Origin of the sequence: Rhodoluna lacicola, assembly GCF_000699505.1 — a bacterium.
Taxonomy (GTDB): Bacteria; Actinomycetota; Actinomycetes; order Actinomycetales; family Microbacteriaceae; genus Rhodoluna; species Rhodoluna lacicola.
The window spans coordinates 806,101-832,366 of record NZ_CP007490.1 but is presented as its reverse complement, the minus strand read 5'-3'; the positions used below and the strand labels follow the sequence as shown (position 1 = coordinate 832,366).

General features: G+C 51.7%; 26 protein-coding genes and 1 tRNA gene. 12 read left to right on the top strand and 15 right to left on the bottom strand.

What is annotated here, in order from left to right:
- Nucleotides 1-49 precede the first annotated feature (49 nt).
- The 3 genes from RHOLA_RS04050 (at nt 50) to RHOLA_RS04040 (ending at nt 1,643) form a co-directional block, all read left to right on the top strand.
- Nucleotides 50-132: transfer RNA gene (locus RHOLA_RS04050), tRNA-Leu, on the top strand.
- 91 nt (nt 133-223) lie between these two features.
- A complete protein-coding gene (locus tag RHOLA_RS04045; protein WP_051636255.1) occupies nt 224-1,060 on the top strand; it encodes an NAD-dependent protein deacetylase in 837 nt (278 codons plus the stop codon).
- Nucleotides 1,053-1,643 carry a histidine phosphatase family protein gene (locus RHOLA_RS04040; RefSeq protein ID WP_038502508.1) on the top strand — a complete coding sequence of 197 codons (591 nt, stop codon included), beginning with the start codon at nt 1,053-1,055 and terminating at the stop codon, nt 1,641-1,643. The genes RHOLA_RS04045 and RHOLA_RS04040 overlap by 8 nt, the downstream gene beginning before the upstream one ends.
- Here the strand turns inward: RHOLA_RS04040 and RHOLA_RS04035 are convergent.
- Genes RHOLA_RS04035 through metH form a run of 3 tightly spaced genes read right to left on the bottom strand, consistent with a single transcriptional unit; the run spans nt 1,629 to nt 7,153 of the window.
- A complete protein-coding gene (locus RHOLA_RS04035) occupies nt 1,629-2,699 on the bottom strand; it encodes a glycosyltransferase family 4 protein (RefSeq protein WP_227818763.1) in 1,071 nt (356 codons plus the stop codon). The two genes, RHOLA_RS04040 and RHOLA_RS04035, sit on opposite strands and share 15 nt — an antisense overlap.
- Nucleotides 2,699-3,607 (bottom strand): alpha/beta fold hydrolase, encoded by a 909-nt coding sequence (locus RHOLA_RS04030; protein ID WP_038502507.1) that lies wholly within the window; start codon nt 3,605-3,607, stop codon nt 2,699-2,701. The genes RHOLA_RS04035 and RHOLA_RS04030 overlap by 1 nt, the downstream gene beginning before the upstream one ends.
- A gap of 9 nt (nt 3,608-3,616) precedes the next feature.
- Nucleotides 3,617-7,153 carry a methionine synthase gene (gene metH, locus RHOLA_RS04025; protein ID WP_038502506.1) on the bottom strand — a complete coding sequence of 1,179 codons (3,537 nt, stop codon included), beginning with the start codon at nt 7,151-7,153 and terminating at the stop codon, nt 3,617-3,619.
- A 75-nt stretch (nt 7,154-7,228) separates the two neighbouring features.
- On the opposite strand from metH, the gene RHOLA_RS04020 reads away from it, so the two are divergent.
- Both RHOLA_RS04020 and RHOLA_RS04015 read left to right on the top strand, forming a co-directional pair.
- Entirely contained in the window at nt 7,229-8,149 is a 921-nt protein-coding gene (locus RHOLA_RS04020) for a methylenetetrahydrofolate reductase (protein ID WP_084321383.1), read from the top strand.
- Between the two features lie 19 nt (nt 8,150-8,168).
- Nucleotides 8,169-8,897: an exonuclease domain-containing protein gene (locus RHOLA_RS04015; RefSeq protein ID WP_227818762.1), complete on the top strand. Its 729-nt coding sequence runs from the start codon at nt 8,169-8,171 to the stop codon at nt 8,895-8,897.
- Between the two features lie 162 nt (nt 8,898-9,059).
- On the opposite strand, the gene RHOLA_RS04010 is transcribed toward RHOLA_RS04015, so the two are convergent.
- From RHOLA_RS04010 to glgA, 3 genes are all read right to left on the bottom strand, one after another.
- Nucleotides 9,060-9,311, bottom strand: a complete 252-nt coding sequence (locus tag RHOLA_RS04010; RefSeq protein ID WP_038502505.1) for a type B 50S ribosomal protein L31 — start codon at nt 9,309-9,311, stop codon at nt 9,060-9,062.
- 102 nt (nt 9,312-9,413) lie between these two features.
- Nucleotides 9,414-10,196 carry an ABC transporter ATP-binding protein gene (locus RHOLA_RS04005; RefSeq protein WP_038502503.1) on the bottom strand — a complete coding sequence of 261 codons (783 nt, stop codon included), beginning with the start codon at nt 10,194-10,196 and terminating at the stop codon, nt 9,414-9,416.
- A 9-nt stretch (nt 10,197-10,205) separates the two neighbouring features.
- Entirely contained in the window at nt 10,206-11,396 is a 1,191-nt protein-coding gene (gene glgA / locus RHOLA_RS04000) for a glycogen synthase (protein WP_038502501.1), read from the bottom strand.
- Nucleotides 11,397-11,443: 47 nt separating this feature from the next.
- On the opposite strand from glgA, the gene glgC reads away from it, so the two are divergent.
- Both glgC and serB read left to right on the top strand, forming a co-directional pair.
- The gene (gene glgC, locus RHOLA_RS03995) at nt 11,444-12,685 is read left to right on the top strand and encodes a glucose-1-phosphate adenylyltransferase (RefSeq protein WP_038502500.1); all 1,242 of its coding nucleotides are present in this window, start codon (nt 11,444-11,446) and stop codon (nt 12,683-12,685) included.
- The gene (gene serB, locus RHOLA_RS03990; RefSeq protein ID WP_038502499.1) at nt 12,682-13,308 is read left to right on the top strand and encodes a phosphoserine phosphatase SerB; all 627 of its coding nucleotides are present in this window, start codon (nt 12,682-12,684) and stop codon (nt 13,306-13,308) included. Before glgC ends, serB begins: the two co-directional genes overlap by 4 nt.
- A gap of 55 nt (nt 13,309-13,363) precedes the next feature.
- On the opposite strand, the gene RHOLA_RS03985 is transcribed toward serB, so the two are convergent.
- Together RHOLA_RS03985 and RHOLA_RS03980 are read right to left on the bottom strand one after the other, a co-directional pair.
- Nucleotides 13,364-14,122 carry an SDR family oxidoreductase gene (locus tag RHOLA_RS03985; RefSeq protein WP_038502497.1) on the bottom strand — a complete coding sequence of 253 codons (759 nt, stop codon included), beginning with the start codon at nt 14,120-14,122 and terminating at the stop codon, nt 13,364-13,366.
- Nucleotides 14,123-14,155: 33 nt separating this feature from the next.
- A complete protein-coding gene (locus RHOLA_RS03980; protein ID WP_038502496.1) occupies nt 14,156-14,866 on the bottom strand; it encodes a beta-ketoacyl-ACP reductase in 711 nt (236 codons plus the stop codon).
- Between the two features lie 107 nt (nt 14,867-14,973).
- Between RHOLA_RS03980 and RHOLA_RS03975 the strand changes: the two genes are divergently transcribed.
- Nucleotides 14,974-15,291 (top strand): DUF3099 domain-containing protein, encoded by a 318-nt coding sequence (locus RHOLA_RS03975; protein WP_038503940.1) that lies wholly within the window; start codon nt 14,974-14,976, stop codon nt 15,289-15,291.
- Nucleotides 15,292-15,462: 171 nt separating this feature from the next.
- Complete coding sequence (locus RHOLA_RS03965; RefSeq protein WP_051636254.1) at nt 15,463-16,269, top strand: SURF1 family cytochrome oxidase biogenesis protein; 807 nt, start codon at nt 15,463-15,465, stop codon at nt 16,267-16,269.
- On the opposite strand, the gene abc-f is transcribed toward RHOLA_RS03965, so the two are convergent.
- Nucleotides 16,262-17,860 (bottom strand): ribosomal protection-like ABC-F family protein, encoded by a 1,599-nt coding sequence (gene abc-f / locus RHOLA_RS03960; protein ID WP_038502494.1) that lies wholly within the window; start codon nt 17,858-17,860, stop codon nt 16,262-16,264. The genes RHOLA_RS03965 and abc-f overlap by 8 nt on opposite strands.
- Before the next feature lie 113 nt (nt 17,861-17,973).
- On the opposite strand from abc-f, the gene RHOLA_RS03955 reads away from it, so the two are divergent.
- Nucleotides 17,974-18,573, top strand: a complete 600-nt coding sequence (locus RHOLA_RS03955) for a biotin transporter BioY (protein ID WP_038502493.1) — start codon at nt 17,974-17,976, stop codon at nt 18,571-18,573.
- A gap of 51 nt (nt 18,574-18,624) precedes the next feature.
- Here the strand turns inward: RHOLA_RS03955 and RHOLA_RS03950 are convergent, their stop codons facing one another.
- From RHOLA_RS03950 to sufB, 5 genes are read right to left on the bottom strand one after another with little or no spacing between them, the layout of a single operon-like run.
- A complete protein-coding gene (locus tag RHOLA_RS03950) occupies nt 18,625-18,954 on the bottom strand; it encodes a metal-sulfur cluster assembly factor (protein ID WP_038502492.1) in 330 nt (109 codons plus the stop codon).
- Between the two features lie 2 nt (nt 18,955-18,956).
- Complete coding sequence (gene sufC, locus RHOLA_RS03945; RefSeq protein WP_038502491.1) at nt 18,957-19,709, bottom strand: Fe-S cluster assembly ATPase SufC; 753 nt, start codon at nt 19,707-19,709, stop codon at nt 18,957-18,959.
- A 44-nt stretch (nt 19,710-19,753) separates the two neighbouring features.
- Nucleotides 19,754-20,068 carry a non-heme iron oxygenase ferredoxin subunit gene (locus RHOLA_RS03940; RefSeq protein ID WP_338050479.1) on the bottom strand — a complete coding sequence of 105 codons (315 nt, stop codon included), beginning with the start codon at nt 20,066-20,068 and terminating at the stop codon, nt 19,754-19,756.
- Nucleotides 20,068-21,237, bottom strand: a complete 1,170-nt coding sequence (sufD, locus tag RHOLA_RS03935; protein ID WP_038502488.1) for a Fe-S cluster assembly protein SufD — start codon at nt 21,235-21,237, stop codon at nt 20,068-20,070. The genes RHOLA_RS03940 and sufD overlap by 1 nt, the downstream gene beginning before the upstream one ends.
- The gene (sufB, locus tag RHOLA_RS03930) at nt 21,237-22,655 is read right to left on the bottom strand and encodes a Fe-S cluster assembly protein SufB (RefSeq protein WP_038502487.1); all 1,419 of its coding nucleotides are present in this window, start codon (nt 22,653-22,655) and stop codon (nt 21,237-21,239) included. The genes sufD and sufB overlap by 1 nt, the downstream gene beginning before the upstream one ends.
- Nucleotides 22,656-22,888: 233 nt before the next feature.
- On the opposite strand from sufB, the gene RHOLA_RS03925 reads away from it, so the two are divergent.
- Nucleotides 22,889-23,794, top strand: coding sequence for a COX15/CtaA family protein (locus RHOLA_RS03925; protein ID WP_051636253.1), 906 nt, complete (start codon nt 22,889-22,891; stop codon nt 23,792-23,794).
- 3 nt (nt 23,795-23,797) lie between these two features.
- The gene (locus RHOLA_RS03920) at nt 23,798-25,180 is read left to right on the top strand and encodes a cryptochrome/photolyase family protein (RefSeq protein WP_038502486.1); all 1,383 of its coding nucleotides are present in this window, start codon (nt 23,798-23,800) and stop codon (nt 25,178-25,180) included.
- Here the strand turns inward: RHOLA_RS03920 and RHOLA_RS03915 are convergent.
- The gene (locus tag RHOLA_RS03915; protein WP_084321379.1) at nt 25,177-26,115 is read right to left on the bottom strand and encodes a heme o synthase; all 939 of its coding nucleotides are present in this window, start codon (nt 26,113-26,115) and stop codon (nt 25,177-25,179) included. The genes RHOLA_RS03920 and RHOLA_RS03915 overlap by 4 nt on opposite strands.
- Between the last annotated feature and the right edge of the window lie 151 nt (nt 26,116-26,266).

Below are 26,266 nucleotides of genomic sequence, written 5' to 3'. Positions count from 1 at the left end.
GTACCTCGGCGGCTTTAGAAGATTTGAGGTAACATCAAAACCGTTACCTGTCCGGGTGGCGGAATGGCAGACGCGCTAGCTTGAGGTGTTAGTCCTCTTACGAGGGTAGGGGTTCAAGTCCCCTTTCGGACACTAAACCCTGGTCCTCCACGACCAGGGTTTTTCACTTAAGAAGGGTAAACGTCAATGTCTCACTCAGGTTCGAAAAACTAGACTGATAACAATGTCGGAGAGAGAGACGCTTAGTGCAGCCGCCCAATATGGCGTGGATTTCGCGCGCGAAAAACTCATCGGCAAAAAAGTACTGGTGCTAAGCGGTGCGGGACTAAGCACAGATTCCGGTATCCCCGACTATCGCGGCGCTGGACGGGTCGCCCGCCATCCAATGACCTACGACACCTTTATGGGCTCTAAAGAAGCGCAAATTAGGTACTGGGCTAGAAGTTTCATCGGCTGGAACCGCATCGCCGAAGCCCTGCCAAACGCTGGCCACTTGGCGATCGCACGGGCAGAGGTAAATCAAAAAGTCTTCCAAATCATTACCCAGAATGTTGATCAACTCCATCAAAAGGCAGGTTCCAGGCAGGTGATTGACTTGCACGGCCGCTTGGACAGAGTGCGCTGCATGAAGTGCGGCGACAATTTCTCGCGCACAATAATGGATGAGCTGCTTTCCGATTTGAACCCGGGTGTTGATCGGTCGGCTGATTTTGAATTTACGCCAGACGGGGACGCTGAAATAGAAGCTGCTGCGGACTTCAAGATTCCAGTCTGCTTGAAGTGTGGTGGCGTTCTCAAGCCCGACGTAGTTTTCTTTGGTGAATCTGTTCCACCCCAAGTTGTTGAACTTGCCATGAAAAATCTTGACGATGCAGAGGCACTGCTGGTTGCCGGAACTTCACTTTCGGTGAATTCCGGTTTACGATTTGCGCGCCGCGCCGCCCGCGCCAATAAGCCAATCGTGATTGTAAACATTGGTGCCACCAGGGCTGACGAGCTAGCTACAGCAAAAATTGAAGCAAATACATCTTTGGTACTTGAGAGGCTATTCCTTGACTGAAACAATTTTGGGTCTGTTGCGACACGGGCAAACAGATTGGAACATTGATTTTCGATTGCAGGGAATCACTGACATTCCTCTCAATGAGACCGGAATTGCTCAGGCTCGTGATGCCGCAGCTGTTATCGATCCTAATGATTGGGATCTAATCCTTACCTCGCCGCTTTCCAGAGCTCGCGCAACCGCTGAGATAGTTGCAGAAGTGAACGGTTTTGCTGATGCTGAGGTAGAGCCACTGCTTTTGGAGAGATCCTTTGGCGAGGCAGAAGGAATGAGTCACCAAGAATGGCTGGCAAAATATGCAGACACAAATAGTGTGCCTGGCGGTGAGAGCCTTAGGGATCTAGAGGCGCGAGCCAACCTTTTGCTTGATCAATTGGCCATGAAATTTAGAGGTCGGAGAATTTTGGCAGTCTCACATGGCGCTTTGATTCGCATCCTGCTAAGAATCGTAAGCAATGGCGAATTCCCGCGTGAAGGTGAGCGATTAGGTAATGCCTCAATGAGTGTTTTCGCGCACGATGGTTCGATCTGGCGCATTCGGAGCTATGAGCCTAGAACCTTACATTCAGACTTGCTCTAGAAGTTCAAGCAAGGCTGTGGCTGACGTATCCCAACTGAATTTCTTTGCCTGAATCTGACTTGCTCTGGATGCTTTCAGCCACTCATCGTTATCGGAAATTGACTCAATGGCTCTGGCAAAGGCAGTCGGATCCTCTTGATCAAAGTAGATGGCGGCGGAACCGCCAATCTCACGAAAGATTGGAATGTCTGAAATTACGATTGGCACTCCCCGATTCATGGATTCGACCAAAGGTATGCCAAATCCTTCATCTCGTGAACCGGAAACAAGTGCCACGGCAGAACTGAGTAACTCGTGGTACTGCTCGTCTGACACCCCATTATGAAAAACGACTTTGGCACCAGAGTGAATCAATGCTTCAAGCTCTTGCCTGCGCGCATTTGAAATGCGACTCAGCAAGTGAAGTTCGTGATTAGGTAGGTATCGCATTCCCCGGATCAAGACCTCAACGTTTTTATAGTCCATAAAACTGCCCATGTAAATTAGGTTTTGATTTTGGGTTGGGCGCCGTTCGGGAATCGAGCTTGTTTGTTGACTTTCAGCTGCGTTATAGACCACCTTGACCGGGCGTCGAGTTAGCTTATTTTGCTGGATGAGTTGTTTGGTTGTCTGCGATACTGTCACGACTGCATCGGAACTATTTAGCAGAATTCTTTGTGGCCAGTAAACAAGGTGATACAGGCGCCAAAGCGCTCTAACTGGCCAAGAGAAGTTCGGTGGCGGCGCGGGATGGCGGTAGTAAATCAAATCATGAACGGTGAGCACCAGCTTAAATTTTCTTCCAAAGGAGCCAATTGTCTGCATGGGTGAGAAGACGATGTCGGCTTCTGTTTTGTTTAGTTGCAGTGACACCAGGGGCTCAAGAGCAGATGTTGGTGAAGAAATTTTTACAAACTTTGTTCCCTGGGGAAGCTTTTGCAGCTGCCTAACGTCGCAGATTATTGCGGTTACTTGGATTTTTTTACTTAGTGCTGCAAATAGTCCAGCTGAGAATCGACTTATGCCGTCGTGGTGGTCTATTCGAATGTAGCGACAGTCAAAGAAAATGTTCTTCACTAGCCGTTATCCATCCCATGCTGCGCAACGAATTGTCGGATGTCCTCGGCAACCTCGGCAGGAATTTCATAGTGGGTCAAATGCCCAACTCCCATGTGTTCACTAATCGCGTGAGGAACTCTGATGTTCCTAGCCATCGCGAACTGTTGTTTCGGAGAGGTGATATCGTCACGACTGCCAATGATTAACAGTGTTGGCACCTTGAATTGGTCCGCGTAGTCACCAACGTTGTGCGAGATTGACGCGGTGTAACCCTCTATCGCTACCCGGCGATTTGCAAAGTCGTTAAAGTTTGCCTCATGTTGCGCATGCACCCAGCTGCGCAATTGACGATTCCAACTCTTTGTCATAAGTATGCTCATGCCACGCACCATAGGCCATGACTTTAGAAGCCACTCCCCGCGCTTCAGCGGAAGTTTTCCGGCAAGTGCAAAAAAGGCCTGGGCGATTTTAGTAATTGGGGCGTTAGGTCCCTTTAGCGCCGGAGCCGATACCGGGTTCTCGAGAATTAGTAGTTCAATTGCGTCTGTTTGGCTGGCGAAGGCCGCACAGATGATACTTCCGAAACTGTGTCCCAGCAGAATTGGCTTTTGCTTGGGTGCGAGCTTTGCGATGAATTCTGCTAACCAAGCTGCATAACGTTCGATGGTGTGGGTTTCTGCAAACGGAGTTGACTCGCCGAATCCTGGCAGGTCTGGAATGATTACGTGAAAATCCTCAAGGGCTCCGGCAATTGCTTCTAGCCCGTGATGGTTGCCACGATAGCCGTGAATGAAAATGATTACCTTGGCGTTTGGATTACTGCTTGGGTAAGACCAGTATCGGGTTGCCGTATCAAGCACCTGAATGCTGTGTGCTTTTGAACGGTCTAAGGCCCGCTTTGCAAGAAGTTCAGACTGGATTGTCATGATGCTGACCTAGACAGAGAAGTATTTGGCTTCTGGATGGTGAAGAACCATGGCATCCGTTGATTGTTCTGGGTGAAGTTGAAGCTCTTCTGACAGCGTGACGCCAATCAGCTCCGGCTTCAGTAAGTCAACCAATTTCACTCGGTCTTCAAGTTCAGGGCAAGCCGGATAACCAAATGAGTATCGGGCACCGCGGTAATCCAATTTGAATAGGCCCTCGACCTCTGCAGGATCCTCAGCGGAAAAGCCTAGGTCCTCACGGATGCGCGCGTGCCAGAACTCGGCAAGAGCCTCAGTTAATTGAACAGATAAGCCGTGCAACTCCAAATACTCACGGTACTCGTTGGCTGCGTAGAGTTCATTCGCAGCCTCGGAAACTTTATTGCCCATGGTCACCAGTTGGAACGGCACCACGTCAACTTTGCCTGAATCTTTGGCGGCGACGAAGTCGCTTAGGCAGAGGTGTCGATCACGAGCTTGGCGAGGGAACTTAAATCTCATCCGTTCGGTTCCCGGAACTCCACCGGAACCACCATCGGTGGCCCCTTCTGGACCGTGGTGAAGAATGACAAGGTCATCGCCATCTGACACCGCTGGGAAATAACCGTAGACAACTGCGGCTTCGAGCAAACCATCCGTCTGAACCTTGTCCAGCCAGGCACGAAGCCTTGGCCTACCCTCGGTCTCTACGAGCTCTTCGTAACTTGCACCGTCTTCCGCACGCGAAGGCTTGAGACCCCACTGACCCATAAAAGTTGCTCGTTCATCAAGGTAAGAAGCGTAATCGCGAAGTGGAATACCTTTTACAACGCGCATTCCCCAGAATGGAGGATTCGGAATTTCGTTGTCACTTCTAACGTCGGAGCGATCTGGCATCAGGTCCGGTTCGGTGCGTACCAAAAGATTTTTTTGCGGCACGAGTCGTTTCTTTAGCGCCGGAAGTTTTACCGTGGTGTCCCCGCGCTTAATTTTGACCAGAGCATCCATGAGCTTTAGGCCCTCGAAGGCATCTTTGGCGTAGCGAACCTCGCCGTTAAACATTTCGGCGAGATCCTGTTCAACGAAACTTCTAGTCAGCGCCGCGCCACCAAGAATTACCGGCCACCTTTCAGCCACACCGCGCTGGTTCATCTCTTCAAGATTTTCACGCATGATTTGCGTGGACTTAACCAATAAGCCACTCATGCCAATTACGTCCACGTCGTGTTCCTCGGCTGCGCGCAGGATCTCGTTAATTGGCTGTTTGATGCCAATGTTCACGGTTTCGAATCCATTGTTGCTGAGGATAATGTCGACCAAGTTCTTACCGATGTCGTGCACGTCGCCACGAACAGTCGCCAGCAAGATTCTGCCCTTACCGCTGTCATCGGTTTTTTCAATGTGAGGTTCCAGATGGGCAACTGCGGTTTTCATTACTTCAGCGGACTGAAGCACGAATGGTAATTGCATCTCACCCTTGCCGAAGAGTTCCCCAACAACCTGCATGCCTTTTAACAGGAAGTCATTGATGATTGCCAGAGCCTTGTAGCCTGCGGCCATAGCTTCATCTAGGTCGGCCTCGAGGCCTTTCTTTTCACCGTCAATGATGCGGCGTTCAAGACGCTGTTCAATTGGCATTAGGGCCAATTCATCGGCGCGAGACTGACGCGAGGCGGCCGAGTCTACGCCGCTGAAAACATCAAGGAATCGGGTTAGCGGGTCAAATGTGATGTTTCCGTCAGTGTCATAGGTTCTGCGGTCGTAGATCAGATCCAATGCGGCCTGCAATTGCTCTGCCGGAATTTGATTCAGTGGCATGATTCTAGCCGCGTGAACAATTGCCGAAGTTAGACCAACTTGAACACACTCGTGCAGGAACACGGAGTTCAATACGTGACGCGCGGCGGGGCTCAAGCCAAATGAAATGTTTGAGATTCCCAGAGTGGTCTGGACTCCAGGGAAAGCTTCATTGAGCCTGCGAATTGCCTCAATGGTTTCTATGCCATCGCGACGAGTTTCGTCTTGGCCGGTGGCAATCGGGAAAGTGAGGGTGTCAACTGTGATGTCAACGAGTCTCATGCCCCAGTTTCCAGTCAAATCCTTAATTAGACGTTCAGCGATCGCAAATTTCGTATCCGCTGTTCGGGCTTGACCCTCTTCGTCGATAGTTAGTGCGACTACAGCAGCGCCGTGTTCTCTGACAATCGGCATGATCTTGGCGAAGCGGGATTTTGGCCCGTCACCGTCTTCGTAGTTCACCGAGTTGATCATGGCACGGCCGCCCATGCACTCAAGTCCCGCCTCCAAAACTGCGGGCTCGGTAGAGTCCAGTACCAGCGGCAAGGTGGTTGCCGTGGCCAAGCGGCTGACTAGTTCACGAGCGTCTTTGGCTCCATCTCGACCAACGTAATCAACACAGACATCAAGAAGGTGTGCTCCCTCGCGAGTTTGGCTTCGGGCGATTTCAATGCACTCTTCCCAATTTTCTGCGAGCATCGCATCGCGGAATGCTTTTGAACCATTGGCATTAGTTCTTTCACCAATCGATAGATAAGTCATGGTCTGATCGAATGGTTGGTGCTGGTACAAACTTGCTAATCCCGGCTCATCGATTAGGGAGGGTCGCTTAGGGATTGAGTTTGAAACAGCTTTGGCTAGTTCTGCAATGTGGGCGGGTGTAGTTCCACAGCAACCTCCAACTAAGCCGGCGCCGTATTCGTTTACAAACTGCAATTGAGCCGTCGCTAGTTCACTGGCGGTGAGCGGATAGTGCGCACCGTGAGCACCAAGAATTGGAAGTCCGGCGTTTGGCATTACCACTAAGGGCAATTCTGAAAATTTAGAAAGGTAGCGAAGGTGCTCGCTCATTTCCATTGGGCCGGTTGCACAGTTCAGACCAATTGCGTCAATTCCCAGAGCGCTAAGCGCGGTAAGTGCCGCGCCAATTTCAGAACCCAACAACATGGTTCCGGTGGTTTCAATGGTTACAGAGACCAAGATTGGAACATATGTTTCAAGTTCGGCCATCGCACGCTTGGAACCGATAACCGCAGCTTTAGCTTGCAAAAGGTCCTGAGCGGTTTCCACCAGAATCGCATCGGCACCGCCGCGAATCAATCCCCTTGCGCTTAGTTGGTAAGCATCGCGCAGGACAGAAAATTTTTCGTGCCCAAGGCTCGGAAGCTTTGTCCCCGGACCCATTGAGCCAAGCACCCAGCGCGGTTTTTCATCGGTGTAAAAATCGTCAGCAACATCGCGGGCAACTTTGGCGCCCGCATAGGCGAGTTCCTCAATCCGGTCTTCGATTCCATATTCGGCTAGGTTTGCGAAGTTGGCGCCGAAAGTGTTTGTTTCAATGGCCTCGGCACCACTTTTTAGATACTGGGCGTGGATGCCAGCGATAATGTCTGGCCGAGTGATGTTAAGGATTTCGTTGCAGCCCTCGTGGCCTTGGAACTCCTCAAGGGTTGGGCTTGCCTCTTGAATCATGGTGCCCATCGCACCATCCGCTACGACCACGCGCGAGCGAACGGCGTTGATAAGGGCTTCTGAGCGGGAGGTAAACATAGACTTCAAGTCTAACCGAGCGCCCGTGGCGGAATTCGAGGCAAATCCCCGTCGCCGGTCGAATATACTTGGGGAATGGCCGAAACCTCACTACTGCGAAAATCCGATTTGAACAGCTTGAGCTTCGGCAACATTTCTGAGATTTCAGCCGCTAGACGCAATGGTGCAGAGCCCACTCTCTCATTTGAATTCTTTCCACCCAAGGATGAGGTTGGCGAGGCCAATCTTTGGAATGCCTTCGAAAAGCTACTTGAGGTATCCCCCGATTATGTGTCGGTGACCTACGGAGCCGGCGGTTCAAATCGCGAGCGTTCGCTTGCCGTTGTAGAACGAATGTCAAAACAGGTGCTAACGATTGGCCACCTAACCTGCGTCGGCGCAACCAAATCCAGCACTTTGGAAATTGTGAAATTTTTTGAACAGGTTGGGGTTGGCGCGATTTTAGCTTTACGAGGTGACTCGCCAAAAGATGACCCGGATGCACTGAGTAAGGGTGAATTAAAGACCGCGCTTGAGTTGGTAGATCTCGTTCGTGAAGCGACCGACTTGGAAGTGGGCGTTGCCGCTTTCCCAGAAGTGCACCCCGAGTCCCCAAATATGGAGCACGACTCCAGAGTGTTGGCGCTAAAACAGGCCTCGGGTGCCAAATTCGCAGTGACCCAATTATTTTTCAGTGTGCAGGCTTACACCGATTTGGTGGCTTCAGCCCAGGCAGCTGGGGCAAGTTTGCCAATCGTCCCGGGTGTAATGCCAATTAGCAATGCAAAGCAGATTGTGCGAATGGCAGAGCTAAGTGGTGCCGCAATCCCTGATGAATTGCTTGCCAAATTTGACCAAGCGGAAGATGAAGATCAGGCTCGTGAAATCGGAATGGCGTATTCGACCCAACTCGCCAAAGATCTAGTTGCTGCTGGAGCACCAGGCATACATATCTTTACCTTGAATCATCACGCCGCTGCTCTTGAATTGGCGCGTGGCGCCGGTCTTTGTCGTTAGTAAGACCTAGCCTGAATCTATGAATGACCAGCTTAGTTTTGATTTCAACACCACTATGCCTGAGTGGGCAAAGCAAATTGCAGTTTTTGACCTTGAAACGACCGGCCTAGACCTAACCGATGCTCGAATCGTCACCGCCTGCGCGGTTGAACTGGATGCATCGGGAAATGTAGTTGGCACAAATTCAGAGTGGCTAGCAAACCCTGGTATTGAGATTCCAACTCAGGCAAGTGATGTTCACGGAGTAACCACCGAAATTGCGGTTCGTGAAGGTCGCCCGGCCGACGTAGTAATCGCGGAATTGCTCGCGACACTTAGAGACTTTTTTGCGCGTGGACTGCCGGTCGTTGCTTATAACGCTCCTTATGATTTCACGATTTTGCATTATGAGGCCTTGCGTCACGGTTTAGAGCCCCTAAAACTTGGCTCAGTCATAGATCCACTTGTTATCGACAAGTTCAAAGACAAGTACCGCAAAGGAAAGCGCAGACTAGAAAACGCGGCAGAGTTTTATCAGGTGCCGCTTGAAGATGCTCACAACGCAACTGCAGACGCGGTTGCCGCTGGTCGCGTTGCTCAGGCAATTGCTAAACGTTGGGCTGACGAATTGCCTGCCACTGCCGGTGAATTGCATGATGCGCAGATTCGTTGGAGTGAAGCAATTGATGCAGACTTTGAGTCATACATGCGTCGAAGTGTAAACCCAGATTTCACAGCCACCAGAGGCTGGCCACTCAAGCTCGCCTGACTGTAAGCAACCTGATTCCAACTTAAAACAAAAAGCCCCGCCGAAGCGGAGCTCTTTGGTCTCAACCTACAAGCCGTGTGGACAACTTGCGGTTCTCGCGGAGCTTGCGCTCCGAAGTTTGTTTATGGCTAATCGCCATAACCAATGTTCAGTCGTTTACGACTAAGCGCCAAAGCCCTTGTATCGAGCGTTGAAGCGCTCAACACGACCAGCAGCATCCATGATGCGCTGCTTACCAGTGTAGAAAGGGTGTGACTCTGACGAGATTTCAACGTCGAAAACTGGGTAGGTGTTACCGTCTTCCCACTCGATGGTCTTGCTGCTTGAAACAGTAGAACGAGTAAGGAACGCTACACCCGATGCCAAGTCGCGGAATACGACTGCTTCGTAAGTTGGGTGAATGTCTGCCTTCATGGGAAAACTCCGTAATAATCAAAAATTGGGGCTTGTGCCTAAAGGGCACAGTGTTCAAGCATAACAGAGGGATTCCGGTCGGCATAGCCCTTTTAGCCGGATTTAGCGGGCGCGGACCCGGAATCTTCCCTCGGTAAAGTCCACATTTAGCCCAAAACCAAAGGACTCCGAGATCTTGTCTGAGGTTAGGGTGTGGTGGATTTCCCCCGCCGCAAAAACTTGGCCATCGCGGATCAGCAGCGCGTGGGTAAATCCGGCTGGAATTTCTTCAAGGTGGTGCGTCACCATGACCATCGCTGGGGCAGCTGGGGCTGAAGCGTAGGCACCGATTATTGAAATAGTTTGCTCTCGAGCAGCAAGGTCAAGGCTGGCGACCGGCTCATCAAGCAGCAGCAGCTCAGGATCTGGCATAACCGCCCTGGCAATTTGGGTGCGTTTTTTCTCTCCATCGCTGAGGGTTCCAAAGGCACGGTCCGCGTAGTTTTCAAGATGCCACTCGGCTAAAACTCGACGAGCACGGCGCTCATCGATGTCGTCGTACTTCTCATTCCATCTTCCGGTAACTGCGTAACTGGCAGTCATCACAGCGTTTAATACTGTTTCGGAATTTGGAATGTGAGCAGCAAGCGCTGAGGAAGCAAATCCGATTCGAGTTCGGAGTTCAAAGACGTTAATCTCACCAAGTCGCTGACCAAGAATTGTTGCACTTCCACTCGATGGGTGAATTTGTGCAGCTGCAACTCTGAGCAGAGTTGTTTTTCCAGCCCCGTTTGGCCCAACAATCACCCAGCGCTGATCTGATTCGACCTGCCAATCCACATTGTTCAAAATTGGTCGACCGTCACGAATTACTGTGACGTTATTCAGATCGATGACGCGAGACATTCCTTAAGCCTATGCTGTTGCCTCGATGGCGCGCTTATAGACGCGAATTGTTTCGGCCGCGATGCTGTCCCAGCTGAAATGTTGCTCGACGCGTGCTCTGCCGGCCTTGCCAAATTCTGACAATTTTGGACTCTCTAGCATCTGGTTCAGTGCCGCGGCAAAATCTGCAACAAATTTGGACTCGTTAAGCGGTTTGCCGCTGCCGTCTTGCAGTTGATCAATTTCAACCAACAGGCCGGTTTCGTTGTGGGCAACAACCTCTGGAATTCCTCCGGTTGCTGTGGCGACTACCGGGGTTCCGCAGGCCATGGCTTCAAGATTTACGATGCCGAGTGGTTCGTATATGGATGGGCACGCAAATACGGTAGCCGCGGAAAGCATTGCGATAAGTTCTGCCCGGCTCAGGTGCTTCTCTACCCATACAACGTTGTCTCGAGTTTTTCGAAGCTCTGTCACTAGGTCGGTAACTTCCTGCAAAATCTGAGGTGTATCGGGTGCGCCAGCGCAAAGCACCAATTGAACATCGCTTGGCAACTCCTTTGCTGCCTTCAAGAGGTAAGGAAGTCCCTTTTGCATTGTGATGCGACCCACAAAAACAACCGATCGTTTTTCGGGGTCCACTCCGTTGGCGCGCACTAGGTCCGGGTTGTTTGCCGCTTGAAAAGCGTCCAGGTCAATTCCGTTGTGTACCACCGATACTTTTGCCGGATCAATTTGCGGGTAGGCGCGCAAGATGTCTTTCCTCATGCCATCAGAAACGGCGATAATGCCCGCAGCCTGTTCGTAGGCGTTGCGCTCAATCATTGATGAGAGTCGGTATCCCCCGCCTAATTGCTGTTCTTTCCATGGGCGCAGCGGTTCAAGGCTGTGCGCGGTTATGAGGTGTGGGATGCCGTGCAAAGCACCTGCAACTTGTCCTGTGAAATTCGCATACCAAGTGTGAGAGTGCACCAGGTCAGCCCCTGCGATGTCTGAGACCATACTTAGGTCAGTTGCCATCGTTTGAAGTGCTCCGTTGGCTTGGTCGAATTCGGGGCCGTGCGCATAAGAGTATGTATCGGTTTCATTACGGTCTTCGCCGAAGCAACGAACCCTAACTTCAATGTGTTGACGCAAAACTTTCACTAATTCAGCGACATGTACGCCAGCTCCACCGTAAATGAACGGTGGATATTCCTTGGTCACCAAATCGATTCTCATGACGCAATGTTATCCGGCTGGAACATTTTGCGAATAACATTCTCGATATGAGCACTCCAAGAGTTTTCGGAATGGTACTGGCCGGTGGTGAAGGCAAGCGACTGATGCCATTGACGGCCGACCGAGCTAAGCCCGCGGTGCCTTTTGGTGGCAGTTATCGCTTGATTGATTTTGCTCTGTCGAATCTAATCAACTCTGGGTTGCGCCGTATCGTGGTCTTGACTCAGTACAAGTCGCACAGTCTTGACCGTCACATCTCACAGACCTGGCGAATGTCACCGCTGCTTGGCTCTTACGTTGCCTCGGTTCCTGCTCAACAGCGGCTTGGCAAACGCTGGTTTTCTGGAAGCGCAGACGCGATTTTGCAGAGTATGAATCTGCTCAGCGACGAGCGCCCAGACATTGTTGTCGTAGTGGGTGCCGATCACGTCTATCGCATGGATTTTGATCAAATGATTCAGGCTCACATTGAGTCCGGCAGAGGCGTTACCGTTGCTGCTATTCGTCAGCCGCTTCATTTGGCAAATCAGTTTGGTGTCATCGAAGTAGATGACAACGACGCAACTAAAATCGCAGCTTTCCGTGAAAAGCCGAGCGACCCAAAACCACTCGCCGACAACCCGAACGAAGTTTTGGCATCAATGGGCAACTACGTTTTTAGCGCTCAGGCACTGATTGATGCAATTGAGCACGATGGAACTCTTGAGGACTCCACCCACGACATGGGTGGCGACATCGTTCCTTACTTTGTTGGGCGCGATGATGCCGGCGTGTATGACTTCACCTATAACCAAATCCCCGGTTCAACCGAGCGCGATCACTCCTACTGGCGCGACGTAGGAACCATGGAGTCTTATTACGAGGCACACATGGACCTGATTTCGGTGATGCCGGTCTTCAATCTTTACAACCACGAGTGGCCAGTGCACACGCAGCAAGTAAACTTGCCGCCGGCTAAGTTCGTACACGATGGTGAAGGCAATCAGGGTCGAACAACAGACTCAATAGTTTCTCTTGGCACCGTGGTATCTGGTGGCATTGTGGAGCGAAGCGTGCTTTCGCCAAATGTGCGCGTTCACTCAAGGGCCTTGGTGACAGACTCAGTTCTTTTGGATGGTGTGCAAGTCGGCCGCGATTGCACGGTGAGACGAGCTATTCTCGACAAGAGCGTTGTCGTTGCCGACGGCGCATCGATTGGTGTCGACAAGCAGCGCGATCTCGATCGCGGCTTCTTTGTTAGCGATTCAGGTATCACGGTTGTTGGAAAGGGCGTTCTGGTTACACCGTGACCAAGTATCTAGTTGTATTCGATGTAGATTCAACCCTCATCGAAGATGAAGTAATTGAACTTTTGGCCGAGGTCGCTGGTAAGCGTGAAGAAGTCGCTGCCGTCACTGAACGCGCCATGGCCGGCGAACTTGATTTCGCCCAGAGCCTCATTGAGCGCGTTGCAACTCTTGCCGGACTTCCAGAATCCGTTTTTGCCGACGTTCAAAGCCGGATTCGAATCACCACCGGTGCCGAAGAAACCATTGCTGCCATTCAAGCCGCCGGCGGAAAAGTCGGCGCTGTTTCTGGTGGTTTCATTCAGCTGCTTACTCCCCTGGCTGCTGAGCTTAACCTGGACTTTGCTCGCGCGAACGAACTTGAAGTGGTTGATGGAAAACTCACAGGCAAAGTGATCGGAATGATTATTGACCGAAGTGCAAAAGCTGAAGCGCTTAGGGAATGGTCTATAGCCTCTGGTCTAACCAATACCGTTGCCGTTGGCGATGGAGCAAACGACTTAGAGATGATGGCTCTGGCCGACCTTGGAGTGGCCTTCAACGCAAAGCCAATCGTGCGTGAAAAAGCGGATGTTGTTATCGAGGGCAAAGACCTTCGCAAACTCCTTGAGCTACTGACTTTTTAAATCGCAAATCGATTGCTTGCGATCTATTTAAAATCGCCAATAGGTCGCTTGCGATCTATTTAAAATCAGATGTGTCGCCAACCAAACGGGTGTTATCCGCAGGCACTGGCTCAACTGCAGCAAGAGCAACCTCTGCCGCAAATTCTTGAACATTGTAAAGTTTTCCGGCTCCCTCACGTCTGGCTTCAATCGCTCCAGGGTTGGCACGTTCAAGAAGGGTTGCTGTAATTGTTCCTTCAATCATGTCTCCAGAAACTACGGTGAAGCCTATGTTTCGTTCTGCGAGGGTTGGAATCATTTCGCGAAGAGCATCTTCACCGGCACGCTTTGACAGAGCAACCGGAAGGTATTCCGGCATTGTCGGTGTTGTGTTAATAAAGTGAGCTTGGTGGCTGGTCACAAAAACAACTCGGGCACCATCGTTTAGATAAGGCAGCGCGGTTTTCAGCAGGTTTACCTGCGAATCGCGATTCAGGCGCATGGCGTAGTCCTCACCAAGCCCTGCCTCCATTCCTCCCGAGGCGTTCATGACCAAGATGTCTAGCTGACCAAATTCGTTTTTTGCCGCTTCAAACATTGCCTTGACAGAATCGGCATCGGTTAGGTCGGCACCAACTGCGATAGCGTTGCCGCCTGCAGCATTGATGCCATCTACAATCTTTAGCGCTCGAGCCTCTTTGTTGCGGTAGTTCACAATCACCGATGCGCCAGCTTCGGCAAAATAGCCAAGAGTGTCCGCACCAATTCCTCTTGACGAGCCAGTGACTAGAGCAACTTTCCCTTTAAGTGATCCTGCTGCAAGTGGGTTAGACATTATTTCTCCAGATAGTTAAGGGTGAAAAGTTTCTTAGTGACCCATACCAAGGCCACCGTCAACCGGAATTACTGCCCCGGATATGTAGCTTGCTTCGTCGCTTGCCAACCAGGCAACAACCTTGGCTACCTCTTCAGGTTGCGCGAAGCGACCGGCAGGAATCTTCTTCTTGTATTCGTCTTGTTGTGCTTCGGGAAGAGCCGCGGTCATATCGGTGTCAATGAATCCTGGTGCAACAACGTTTGCAGTGATGCCACGAGCGCCAAGCTCCCGGGTGATCGAACGCGCCATGCCCACCAGAGCAGACTTTGCCGCCGAGTAGTTAACTTGACCCGCCGAGCCAAGCAGACCCACTACCGAACCAATGAGAATGACTCGACCATATTTGGCCTTGATCATGCCTTTGGTGGCGCGACGCAAAACTCGGAAAACACCGTTCAAGTTTGTGTTGATAACATCTTCGAATTCTTCGTCGGTCATGCGCATCAGAAGGGTGTCACGGGTAATCCCGGCGTTGGCAACTAGAACTTCAACAGCACCAAGTTTTTCCTCTACCTCGGCGAAAGCCTTATCCAGCGAAGCTGGGTCAGTGACGTCGGCCACAACGCTAAGCGCCCCAGCCGGCCCTTGGCCGCTTCGAACGGTAACGGCAACCCTGTGCCCCTGGGCAATGAATTCCTCGGCGATTGAACGGCCAATGCCGCGGTTACCACCGGTAATCAGAACAGTTCTTGGGGCGTTCATGTCGCAATCTCTTTCTGGGAGCTTCTTGGAATAGAAACCATCTTTTTAGGCTTGGAACAAATGAAGTCTAGTCTTTGACTATCTCAATTCGACGGGAGAACACCTCAGTGGCAAAAGCCCAAAGCCTCACCTCGATCGAGCAGTCGCCTGAGGATGAGCGCAAATCGCGCATGTTCAAGTACCTAATTGCCATGACGATTCGAGTAATTTGCATAGTCCTGGCAATGGTGGTTCAGGGCTGGTTTATGTGGGTTTGCTTTGCCGGGGCTATTTTCTTGCCCTATTTTGCCGTGGTGATTGCCAATGGCGTTGGATCGGGTTCATCGAAGGATTCGGCACCTAAGGCCGTGGCGCCTACTCTGGTTATTGATGCCAGCTCATTTACCTCCTCTACCTCGCCAAGCGATGGACCGCGAGCAAATTAAGTGCTCTCGAGCCGGATGCTCTAACCCGGCTTACTTCAAGCTTGAATGGCGTAATCCTAAAATTCACACCGATGGAAGAACCAAGCATTGGCTTGCCTGCCCAGATCACCAAAGCTATCTGATTGAATATTTGGATAGCCGCGGGTTTTTCCTTGGCGAAGAAAAGTTGAAATGAAGACACTGCAAACTTGGAAGCGTTGGATCGTTTGGCTCCTGCTGGTTTCGGTGTTTGCGGTTGCCTGCTTTTTTCTTTCGCAATGGCAATTTAGCCGACGAGCTGAGGCCGTAGCCAAGATAAATTCAGTAGCAGCAAATTTTGACCAGTCCCCTGTGCCGCTGAGCGACCTATCCGCTTTGAATTCCTTTGATGCAAAGTTTGAGTGGAGACCGGTCAGACTTGAAGGTCAGTTTCTCGCAGATAAGGCTGTATTGGTAAGGAACCGTCCTTACAACGGCTCTCCAGGTTTCTTGCAAGTCATTCCGTTTCAACTGAAAAGCGGTGAACTAGTTGCAATCGAGACCGGCTGGTTGCCAACCCGAAGTGATAACCAGGCTCCAAAAATTGTGCCTCGTCCAGATCAGAGTTTTAGAGAGATCATTGGACGAGTTCGACCAGCAGAACCAACCCTAAATCGACAGGCTCCACCGGGACAGATTGCAACAATAAACGTTGACGCTTTGATCGAAACGGAAAACCTATCTGGCGAGATTTATCGCAAGGTTTACATTCGTCTTGCCGATTCTTACAACGATCAGGCACTGCCAAAAATTCTGCCAAGACCCGAATTAACCGAAGGCAATCATCTGAGCTACGCGCTGCAGTGGATCCTATTTGCGCTGATGGCTTTCGGTGCTCTGTGGTGGGCAATTAGACAAGAATTTGAAGCCAGAAAAATAGCCAGCGATCCAAACTATCGGCCAAAGGTTCGCCGAAAATTTGGCGATGCTGACAAGGCTGCTGAAGATGCGGTTAGCTAAGTTCAATCAATTCGGCGTAGCCATCGTTCCAGTGGTCTTCATCGCCATCCGGCAGAATCAACACTCGCTCCGGATTTAAGGCCAACACCGCACCCACGTCGTGGGAAACAAGCACCACTGCTCCGGTGAAAGTACTTAGGGCGCGAAGGATCTCTTCACGGCTGGCTGGGTCCAGGTTGTTAGTTGGTTCGTCGAGCAGCAGTACGTTCGCCGATGAAACAACTAGGGATGCCAAGGCAAGACGAGTTTTCTCGCCTCCAGATAAAACACCAGCAGGCTTGTTCACATCATCTCCGGTGAAGAGAAATGAACCAAGAACCTTGCGGGCATCGGTGTCGGCGAGTTGAGGCGCCGAGCGCTGCATGTTTTCTAGTACCGATTTTGAAACATCCAAAGTTTCGTGCTCCTGGGCGAAATAACCAACTTTGAGCCCATGCCCCTCGATGATTCTTCCGGTGTCTGGTTTGTCGATACCGGCCAACATGCGCAGCAATGTTGTTTTTCCAGCACCATTTAATCCGATGATGACTACCTTGGAGCCTTTGTCGATAGCTAGGTCTACCGCGGTAAAAATCTCTAGCGATCCATAACTCTTGCTCAGGTTTTCGCCCATCAAGGGTGTTCGACCACACGGAGCTGGATCGGGGAACTTTATTTTTGCCACGCGCTCAACTTCACGAACATCGTCAAGTGAATTCAGGAGCGACTCGGCACGTCGAACCATCTGCTTTGCAGCAACTGCCTTGCTGGCCTTGGCCCCAAATTTTGCCGCTTGAAGTTGCAGTGTGCTTGCCTTCTTTTCGGCAATGGCGCGATCACGCTTGCGTCGCTCTTCGTCTGTCTCGCGCGCTTTTTTGTAGGCATTCCAGCCCATGTTGTAGATGTCAATTACGGTTCGATTGCCATCCAGGTAAAAAACTCGATTGACTGTCTCTTCAACAAGATCAACGTCGTGACTAATCACAATAAGACCACCCTGATAGGACTTTAGAAAATCCCTCAACCAGACTACGGAATCTGCATCTAGGTGGTTTGTTGGCTCATCAAGAATCATCGTTTCTGCCGCGCTAAAAAGAATTCGAGCCAATTCGATACGACGACGCTGGCCACCGGAGAGGGTCTTTAGCGGTTGATCAAGAATGTGATCTTTAAGGCCAAGGTTGCTGGCAATCGCTGCCGCCTCTGCCTCAGCCGCATAGCCCCCACCGGCTTGAAACCGTTCTTCTAACTTTCCATATTTGACCATTGCGGCATCAAAGATTTTTTCATCGATGCTTCCCATATCCTCTGTGGCTTGCGACATCTGCGCCATGAGATCGCCTAGTCCGCGCGCGTTTAGAATCCTTGTTCTAGCGAGTTCTTCAGGGTCTCCGGTTCTTGGGTCTTGCGGAAGGTACCCAATTTCACCGCCTCGTTCAACTGTGCCTTGATCGGGCTGACCATCGCCAGCCAAGATCTTGGTCAACGTGGTCTTGCCGGCACCGTTTCGGCCAACCAAACCAACCTTGTCACCCTTATCCACTCGAAAATTAACGCCAGTCATTAGCGTGCGAGCACCTATGCGGATCTCAAGGTCGCGCACGCTAATCATGGGAATCTCCAAAAATAGGGGTTGAAAACTGTCGCGGATTATTGGCGACCAACAAAAGTCCTAGTCTACAATCGACTCAAGTCAATAAGACGCTTCCTAACGAGAGATGCTGAATGTCTGTTCTTACTATTAACCGCAACACGATTGTTGATCTTGTTGTGCCAAGAAGTGCCGCTGCCGATGTTGCTCTGATTACCGCTGGTGCAGCGCTCACCGCGGTGGCCGCTCAAATTTCAATTCCCGCATCTCCGGTGCCATTTACCCTGCAGACCCTGGTAGTGCTTCTTGTTGGTGCCTCACTGGGTTCTGTCCGAGGCGCCCTTTCAATGGCCCTGTACGCAGTTCTAGGCGTAGTTGGTTTGCCAGTTTTTGCTCCACTCAAGGACGGCTCACACGCGGTTGGGCTACAGGCAGTGATGGGGGCAACCTTTGGTTTCGTAATTGGATTTATCGCGGCTGCGTTCGTAGTTGGCCGATTGGCTGAACGCAATTGGAGCTCACACGCAGTGAAGATGTTTGTGAGCTATGCAGTTGGTTCAATTGTCATTTATGCCTTTGGAATCCCAGTGCTTGCAGCTGTTGCAACCGGAGGAGACATTGCGATTGCCGCTGGCATTATGACCCCGTTCTTGGTGTGGGATGCGGTCAAAGCCATCATCGCCGCCGCCTTGCTGCCACTAGCGTGGGCAGGCATCAAAAAACTGCAGGGCTAAAACTTTAGAAACAAAAAATCCCCAGCCAAGAGCTGGGGATTTTTTTGATCCTTAAATCGAGAAACCGATTGCTCTCATTTGTTCGCGGCCGTCCTCAGTGATTTTTTCTGGACCCCACGGTGGCATCCAGACCCAGTTGATTCTGAAGGCGTCGACGACTCCGTCCAGGCATTCAGCGGTCTGCTCTTCGAGAACATCGGTAAGTGGGCACCCGGCTGAAGTCAGGGTCATGTTGATTAGTAGATTGCCATCCTCTGACTTTTGAAGTCCATAGATTAAGCCAAGGTCAACAATGTTGACTCCGATTTCAGGGTCAATTACGTCTTTTAGCGCCTCGATAACTTTGTCGTAGAGTGCTGGGTCAAGTTCGGTTACTGTCATGACTATGCCAATACGTAGCGGTCGTAGCCCTCGGCCTCGAGTCGGTCGGCAAGCTCTGCGCCACCCTGCTCTGCAATCTTGCCAGCAACAAAAACGTGCACGAAGTCTGGCTTGATGTACTTCAAGATTCGGGTGTAGTGGGTGATTAGAAGCAAACCAAATTCGTTTGATTCCTTGGCACGATTAACACCTTCGGAAACAATCTTCAGTGCATCAACGTCAAGACCTGAGTCAGTCTCATCAAGTACGGCAAATTTCGGCTTAAGTAGTTCCATCTGCAGAATCTCGTGACGCTTCTTTTCACCGCCAGAGAAACCTTCGTTTACGTTTCGCTCGGTGAAGGTGGAGTCCATCTTTAGGTTATCCATTGCGCCCTTTACGTCCTTGATCCAGGTACGCAGTGCAGGGGCTTCGCCATCAATTGCTGTCTTGGCGGTGCGTAGGAAATTTGAAACCGAAACGCCAGGAATTTCTACCGGATACTGCATGGCCAGGAACAAACCTGCGCGAGCTCGCTCATCAACGCTCATCTCAAGAACGTCCTCGCCGTCTAGAAGAATCTCCCCCTGGGTGACGGTGTATTTTGGGTGCCCGGCGATTGTGTAGGCCAAGGTTGACTTACCAGAACCGTTTGGGCCCATGATGGCGTGGCTCTCACCGCTGTTGATTACCAGGTCAACTCCCTTGAGAATTTCCTTGGTTCCTTGCTCTGTGTCTACGGTCACGTGCAGGTTCTTGATTTCTAGCTTTGCCATTCTGATCTCTTCTCTAAAGTCTTTGTTTGTAAGTTTTGGGCGAATTACTCTGCGTCGATTTCCAAGAAAATGTCACCGTTGTCGATGATCACCTCGTAAACCGCAACTGACTCAAAGGCTGGCAGGGTCAGGGCTTCCCCGGTGGTCAGCGAAAACTTTGCCCCGTGCGCCCAGCATTCGATAGTCTCGTTGTCTACGAAACCCTCGCTCAATGAGATTTCTCCGTGAGAGCACTTGTCGTCAAGCGCCTTGACGTCTCCGGCTTTGGTTCTAACAATTGCAATTGCAGTTTCGCCAATTTTCACGCGAATGGCTTTGCCAGGCTTGATGTCTTCAACGGCACAAATGCGAACGGCCATTATGAACCGCTCCTTTCTAGCTCTGCTTCGATTGACTTGGTGAGTCGCTCACGAATTTGCTCGTTGTCGATCTGCTGAATGATTTCGTTAAGGAAGCCGCGCACCACGAGGCGTCGTGCTTCGATTTCGGTTATGCCGCGAGCCTGAAGATAGAACAGTTGCTCGTCATCGAAGCGACCTGAAGCAGACGCGTGCCCTGCTCCCTCAATTTTTCCGGTTTCAATTTCCAGGTTCGGCACAGAGTCTGCACGAGCACCATCGGTAAGTAGCAGGTTTCGGTTCAGCTCGTAAGTATCGGTGCCCTCAGCGGCCATGCGAATGAGCACGTCGCCGACCCAAACGGTGTGCGCCTTCTCACCCTGCAGTGCTCCCTTGTAGGTCACTCGAGACTTGCAGTTTGGCACTGCGTGATCAACGTACAGGCGGTTTTCTAAGTACTGGCCAGCATCCGCGAAATACATTCCCAACATTTCAGTGTCGCCACCAGGCTGAGTAAATTCTGTTGAGCTTGCAACACGAACTGTTTTTCCGCCGAGGCTAACCACTACGTGCTTCAATCTGGAATTTCTGCCAAGTCGCGCCATCTGAGTTGATGCGTGAATGCTGTGGTCATCCCAATCTTGAATCGAAACAACGGTTAGCTGAGCTTCGTCACCCACGATGATTTCAACGTTCTCGCCGAGAATCGCGTGGCCCTTGTGATCAAGAATCACGGTAGCTTCAGCAAATGGTTTTGCATCGATGATCAAGTGCAGTGCGCTTGGCTCGGCCGAATCGGATGAAAGAGCAATCTGGACATCCGACTTTTGATTTGCCGGAACTGTAACTAGGTATGCCTGCTTTGCAGACCCCCAGGCGGCAGCGCTTGGGCGCTCCTCTGGAATGCCGGCACCACCAAAGGCTGGATTCTCTTCGCCAACCCAGGCGGTGGTTACTCCATCGGAGTGTGTGATGGCAAGATCGCCAGTAAATTCGGAAAGTGTGTCGGCGTCAAGTCCCCCAAGGCGATCAGCGCTCAGATAACGCCATTGCTCTTCGCGCGCAGAGATTGCAGGAAAATCTTGAACGTTAGTTGAACGCTTCCGTTCGTATCGAGTCTGAATCGGAACGCCCGCCCCATGGCTGTGCTCCGACAGACCGTGTTGGGCTGTCTGTGTTGCTGCGCTCATTAACCAACAGCCCCTTCCATCTGCATCTCAATGAGTTTGTTCAACTCGAGCGCATACTCCATTGGTAATTCTTTAGCGATTGGCTCGATAAATCCGCGCACAATCATGGCCATGGCTTCGTCCTCTGGAAGGCCACGAGACTGAAGGTAGAACAATTGCTCCTCGCTAACGCGCGAGACAGTTGCCTCATGCCCCATTGACACATCGTCTTCGCGAACGTCTACCGCAGGGTAGGTGTCAGAGCGTGAAATGGTGTCAACCAAAAGCGCGTCACAGCGCACGGTGTTGGCAGAGTGGTGAGCACCGGGCATGACCTTAATCTCACCGCGGTAAGAGGTTCTGCCGCCGCCTCGAGCGATTGACTTAGAAACGATCGACGAGCTTGTGTAAGGAGCCAGGTGAATCATCTTTGCACCGGCATCCTGGTGCTGACCTTCACCGGCGAAGGCCACCGATAAAGTCTCGCCGCGAGCGTGCTCGCCAGCCAGAATCACCGCTGGGTACTTCATTGTGACCTTGGAGCCGATGTTGCCATCGATCCACTCCATGGTTGCTCCCTCGTGCGCAATCGCGCGCTTGGTGACAAGGTTGTAAACGTTATTTGACCAGTTCTGAATGGTTGTGTATCTAACGCGGGCGTTTTTCTTAACGATAATTTCAACCACGGCAGAGTGCAGTGAGTCGGAGTTGTAAATCGGCGCGGTGCAACCCTCAATGTAGTGAACGTAAGAGCCCTCGTCGGCGATGATCAAGGTGCGTTCGAACTGCCCCATGTTCTCTGTGTTAATTCGGAAGTATGCCTGCAGAGGAATCTCAACGTGCACTCCCTTTGGCACGTAAACAAATGATCCGCCAGACCAAACCGCGGTGTTTAGTGCGGCGAACTTGTTGTCGCCAGCTGGAATAACAGTTCCGAAATACTCTTGGAAAATTTCAGGGTGCTCTTTTAGCGCTGTATCCGTGTCAAGGAAGATGACACCCTGGCGCTCGAGCTCTTCATTGATTTGGTGGTAAACCACCTCAGATTCGTACTGGGCTGCCACGCCGGCAACCAATCGGTTGCGCTCGGCCTCTGGAATGCCTAGCTTTTCGTAGGTGTTCTTGATCTCGTCAGGCAGTTCTTCCCAGCTGGTGGCTTGGCGCTCAGTTGAGCGCACGAAGTACTTGATGTTATCGAAATCAATACCGGAGAGGTCCGATCCCCAGCTAGGCATTGGCTTTTTACCAAAGTAATCAAAACCTTTTAGACGACGCTCCAGCATCCATTCTGGCTCAGACTTCAAGGCCGAAATGTTTCGGACAACTGCGTCGTTGATGCCGCGCTTGGCTGTTTCGCCAGCGGCGTCTTTGTCGTGCCAACCAAATTCGTAGACGCCTAGGCTGTCTAGTTCTGGACGTTCAATGATGATGTCGGACAAAGCCGGCCTCCTGTATTCGGTTTCAGATGCGAGTGGTTATCTCGGTCTGCCTGGATCTCTATTAGCAACTGCCTCAGGGCTTTCAGCATTCCCGCACGCCTGACCTCAGGCCACAGAGCCTGTGTAAAGATTGCCTAGAGGATGCTGATTGAGTTGAAATAACTCGAGACTTCCTAGAGTTTACTTCTGCGAGGCATAATTTGTCAGCCTTGCCATGAGAAAGGTCCATTCGATTGTTTGCAAAGGTCCGAAATTGGCCGATTATCTCTAGCGCCCGAATTCCGCTTTACGTCTGGGCATCGCTGGTGAGTCAGATTCTGATTGTGGTCACCGGCGGAATTGTGCGCCTGACCGGATCTGGACTAGGTTGCCCAACCTGGCCAAAGTGCACCGAGGACTCTTTGATTACCGTGCCTGAAATGGGTCTCCACGGGGTAATCGAGTTTGCAAACCGTCTCTTGACATTTGTGTTGGCGCTGATTGCGCTACTTACTTTTCTTACCGTTCTGGCCTTAGGTAAAAAATTGCGCAAAGGCCTGGTCATTCCGGCGTTTATTTTGGGCCTGGGCATTCCCGCACAAGCAGTTCTTGGTGGCTTTACCGTATTGACCCAGCTGAACCCTTGGTTTGTAGGTGCTCACTTCGTGCTCAGCGGCATCATGATTGCTATCGCTGCCCTGCTGGTTTTCCGCGCCCTACCGCCAAAGCATGTGCCAGTTTCGCCAGCAATTTGGCGCACAGCCAACCCAATTGCCATCGTCGGTGCGATCACCGTGTTGGTTGGCGTTCTGGTTACCGGGGCTGGTCCCCACTCAGGAGACGCCTACAGCGAGCGAAACGGCCTAGACCTTGAGCTTTTGCAACACCTGCACAGCTACCCGGGCTACTTGCTGCTGATTCTGGCCCTGATTCAACTTGGGCTACTGTCCCGGCGAGACAAGGAAGGTCTTGAGAGAAGCTACCAGCTAAAAGTTGCGGCTTGGTTGGTGGTGACCACAATAGCGCAGGCGATTATCGGTGTGCTTCAGGCCAGATTGGGAGTACCTGCCGTTCTGGTGGCACTGCACATGCTTGGCGCCGCGGTTATCTGTGCCCTGCTTGCCTTCCAGTGGTTGGCCATACGCGGTAAGACCAAATAGAACATGGCTAGAGTCTTTTGGTTCAGGCGAGATCTTCGGCTGCAAGACAACATCGCCCTGAATACCGCGATCCATGGAGCCAAGCAAGATGGAGATGCCCAGGTTTGCGGGCTTTACGTTGTAAACACCGATGACTTTCACGCCCTGAGCGGGATTCGACAGTGGTCGCTATACGAGTCTTTGGACTCTCTCGGGGCAAGCATGGATCGCAAGCTCACCATCCAGCACTACGGCAAAACTTTAGGTATTGGTGAGGCGGTTGCCAAAGTGGCCAGCGCTGCCGGGGCTAAAACGGTTCACGCGACCAGGGCCTTTGACCCCGCCGGTATCGCTGAGCAGAATGCAGTTGGCCTGGCGCTCAAGGAAATTGGTGTTTTCCTGCAGTTGGACGATAGCTATTACGCGGTTGCGCCAGGAACAGTGCAAAAGCCAGACGGCACTCCATACCGGGTGTACACGCCCTTTTTCAACAACTGGTTCAAAGCTGGTTGGTCTGCTCCGGTTGCGCTCGCCGAAGGCTTTGAGTGGTTTGAACCAATTCAATGCCATGGAAAACCGGATCCAAGCAAAGCCGCACCCTTTAAGGTCAAAGCAGGCGAGGCTTTTGCGCTTAGAACCTGGAAAAGATTTCAGGATCGGGCGCTGTTCAACTACGACGAGCTGCGCAACCGAGCCGATCTGAGCGGCACTTCGCACCTGAGCCACGCCTTGGCCTTTGGAGAGATTCACCCCAGGACGATTCTGGCTGAGCTTGCCGATTCTGCTGGTCACAACGTTTATCGCAAAGAAATAGCCTGGCGTGAGTTCTACGCAGATGTCTTGTGGCACAACCAGCACACGGCTCACGATTACTACGAGCCTAGATTCAAGAGGATGCGATACGACACCGGCTCCGAAGCGGAAGCCAAACTAAGCTCCTGGCAACAGGGGAAGACCGGGTTTCCAATGGTTGACGCTGGCATGCGCCAATTGCTGACTACCGGCTGGATGCACAATCGCGTCCGTATGATTGTGGCGTCGTTTTTGGTGAAGGACCTGCACCTGGAGTGGCAGCAGGGCGCAGCTTGGTTTGAAGCCAACCTGAGCGACTTTGATCCGGCTTCCAATGCGCACGGTTGGCAATGGACTGCCGGTTGTGGCACGGATGCCAGCCCCTACTATCGGGTTTTTAATCCAGTAATGCAGGGCTACAAATTTGACCCCGACGGTAATTACGTCCGCAATTATATTCCAGAGCTTTCCCACATCGAAGGTAAAGCCGTGCACGAGCCTTGGCTTTTGGTTGATGGATTGGCCAAGGGTTATCCGGCACCAATAGTTGATCACTCTAAGGAACGTGAAGAGTCACTGCGCAGACTAGAGGAAATAAAGGTTCACAAGGCCTAGAGCTGGATGTTTACCAAAACATCGATGGCGACCGCGACAAACAGGGCTGTCAAATACAGGTTTGACAGGTGAAATAGGTTCATCGGCTTTGCCAGTTCGCCGTTTTGCCCCTCTTTGTAAAGACGGTAGGCGGCAACAATAAACCAGACGCTTCCCGCTAGAGCGGTGACGGAGTAAATCAGGCCCATTTGTGCCACCGGAATCAGCAGCAGAGTGCTGAAGCCCACAGCCCAGGCGTAGATCAAGATCTGTTGAACCACGGTTTTGGTATTCCTCACCACCGGCAACATTGGCACCTTGGCCATGGCATAGTCGTTTTTGTATTTCACCGATAGTGGCCAGTAGTGTGGCGGCGTCCAGAGGAAAATCACCAAAAACAGCACCCAAGCCGCGGCTGAAACTTCACCGGTAACCGCTGCCCAGCCAATCAGAACCGGCGCTGCCCCGGCCGCTCCACCCCAGACGATGTTCTGTGGTGTGCGACGCTTTAGCACCAGGGTGTAAATCAAAACGTAGAACAGCAGCGCGGCCAGCGAAATCAGTGAAGCCAGCCAGTTGACCAGCAAACCCAGCCAGATAACAGAGGCGACGCCCAAGGTCCATGAAAAAACCAGAGCCTCGCGAGGTGACAGTTGGCCGGTGACCAGAGGGCGATTCTTGGTTCGACCCATGATTTTGTCGATATCGGTGTCGATGAAGCAGTTAAATGCATTGGCAGATCCGGCACTGAAGGCGCCACCAATCAGCGTGGCTAGAACTAGCCACAGGTCTGGGATTCCCCGCTGGGCCAAAATCATGGTTGGCAAAGTCGTGATCAGCAGCAGCTCAATCACTCGGGGTTTGGTGAGGGCGAAGTAAGCCTTGGCTTTTGCGCCAAATGAAACCCGAGTGCCAATGGGGTTTGACTGGGTTGGGGTTTTGGTTTGATTTGCCATCACCGACAAGTCTAAATGCTTCGGCAAGATGAGGTTCGCTGCCCTTATGAAAACAAGTGCCGTGTAGACTCTTATCCAGACGGAATGTGGCCCGCAGGGATGACTAAGCCTCAAATTTCACCGTTTTCGGCAACGTAGCCAAATAAATCGT

Coding starts and splice junctions, on each gene's coding strand:
- RHOLA_RS03915 (WP_084321379.1), bottom strand. CDS start 26,115: ATGGCAAATCAAACCAAAACCCCAACCCAGTCAAACCCCATTGGCACT.
- RHOLA_RS04030 (WP_038502507.1), bottom strand. CDS start 3,607: ATGACAATCCAGTCTGAACTTCTTGCAAAGCGGGCCTTAGACCGTTCA.
- RHOLA_RS04010 (WP_038502505.1), bottom strand. CDS start 9,311: ATGAAGGCAGACATTCACCCAACTTACGAAGCAGTCGTATTCCGCGAC.
- sufC (WP_038502491.1), bottom strand. CDS start 19,709: ATGGCAAAGCTAGAAATCAAGAACCTGCACGTGACCGTAGACACAGAG.
- RHOLA_RS03980 (WP_038502496.1), bottom strand. CDS start 14,866: ATGAACGCCCCAAGAACTGTTCTGATTACCGGTGGTAACCGCGGCATT.
- RHOLA_RS04045 (WP_051636255.1), top strand. CDS start 224: ATGTCGGAGAGAGAGACGCTTAGTGCAGCCGCCCAATATGGCGTGGAT.
- sufD (WP_038502488.1), bottom strand. CDS start 21,237: ATGAGCGCAGCAACACAGACAGCCCAACACGGTCTGTCGGAGCACAGC.
- RHOLA_RS03965 (WP_051636254.1), top strand. CDS start 15,463: ATGAAGACACTGCAAACTTGGAAGCGTTGGATCGTTTGGCTCCTGCTG.
- glgA (WP_038502501.1), bottom strand. CDS start 11,396: ATGAGAATCGATTTGGTGACCAAGGAATATCCACCGTTCATTTACGGT.
- abc-f (WP_038502494.1), bottom strand. CDS start 17,860: ATGATTAGCGTGCGCGACCTTGAGATCCGCATAGGTGCTCGCACGCTA.
- RHOLA_RS03950 (WP_038502492.1), bottom strand. CDS start 18,954: ATGACAGTAACCGAACTTGACCCAGCACTCTACGACAAAGTTATCGAG.
- RHOLA_RS04005 (WP_038502503.1), bottom strand. CDS start 10,196: ATGTCTCGCGTCATCGATCTGAATAACGTCACAGTAATTCGTGACGGT.
- metH (WP_038502506.1), bottom strand. CDS start 7,153: ATGTTTACCTCCCGCTCAGAAGCCCTTATCAACGCCGTTCGCTCGCGC.
- RHOLA_RS03940 (WP_338050479.1), bottom strand. CDS start 20,068: ATGGCCGTTCGCATTTGTGCCGTTGAAGACATCAAGCCTGGCAAAGCC.
- RHOLA_RS04020 (WP_084321383.1), top strand. CDS start 7,229: ATGGCCGAAACCTCACTACTGCGAAAATCCGATTTGAACAGCTTGAGC.
- RHOLA_RS03920 (WP_038502486.1), top strand. CDS start 23,798: ATGGCTAGAGTCTTTTGGTTCAGGCGAGATCTTCGGCTGCAAGACAAC.
- RHOLA_RS04015 (WP_227818762.1), top strand. CDS start 8,169: ATGAATGACCAGCTTAGTTTTGATTTCAACACCACTATGCCTGAGTGG.
- RHOLA_RS03985 (WP_038502497.1), bottom strand. CDS start 14,122: ATGTCTAACCCACTTGCAGCAGGATCACTTAAAGGGAAAGTTGCTCTA.
- RHOLA_RS03955 (WP_038502493.1), top strand. CDS start 17,974: ATGTCTGTTCTTACTATTAACCGCAACACGATTGTTGATCTTGTTGTG.
- glgC (WP_038502500.1), top strand. CDS start 11,444: ATGAGCACTCCAAGAGTTTTCGGAATGGTACTGGCCGGTGGTGAAGGC.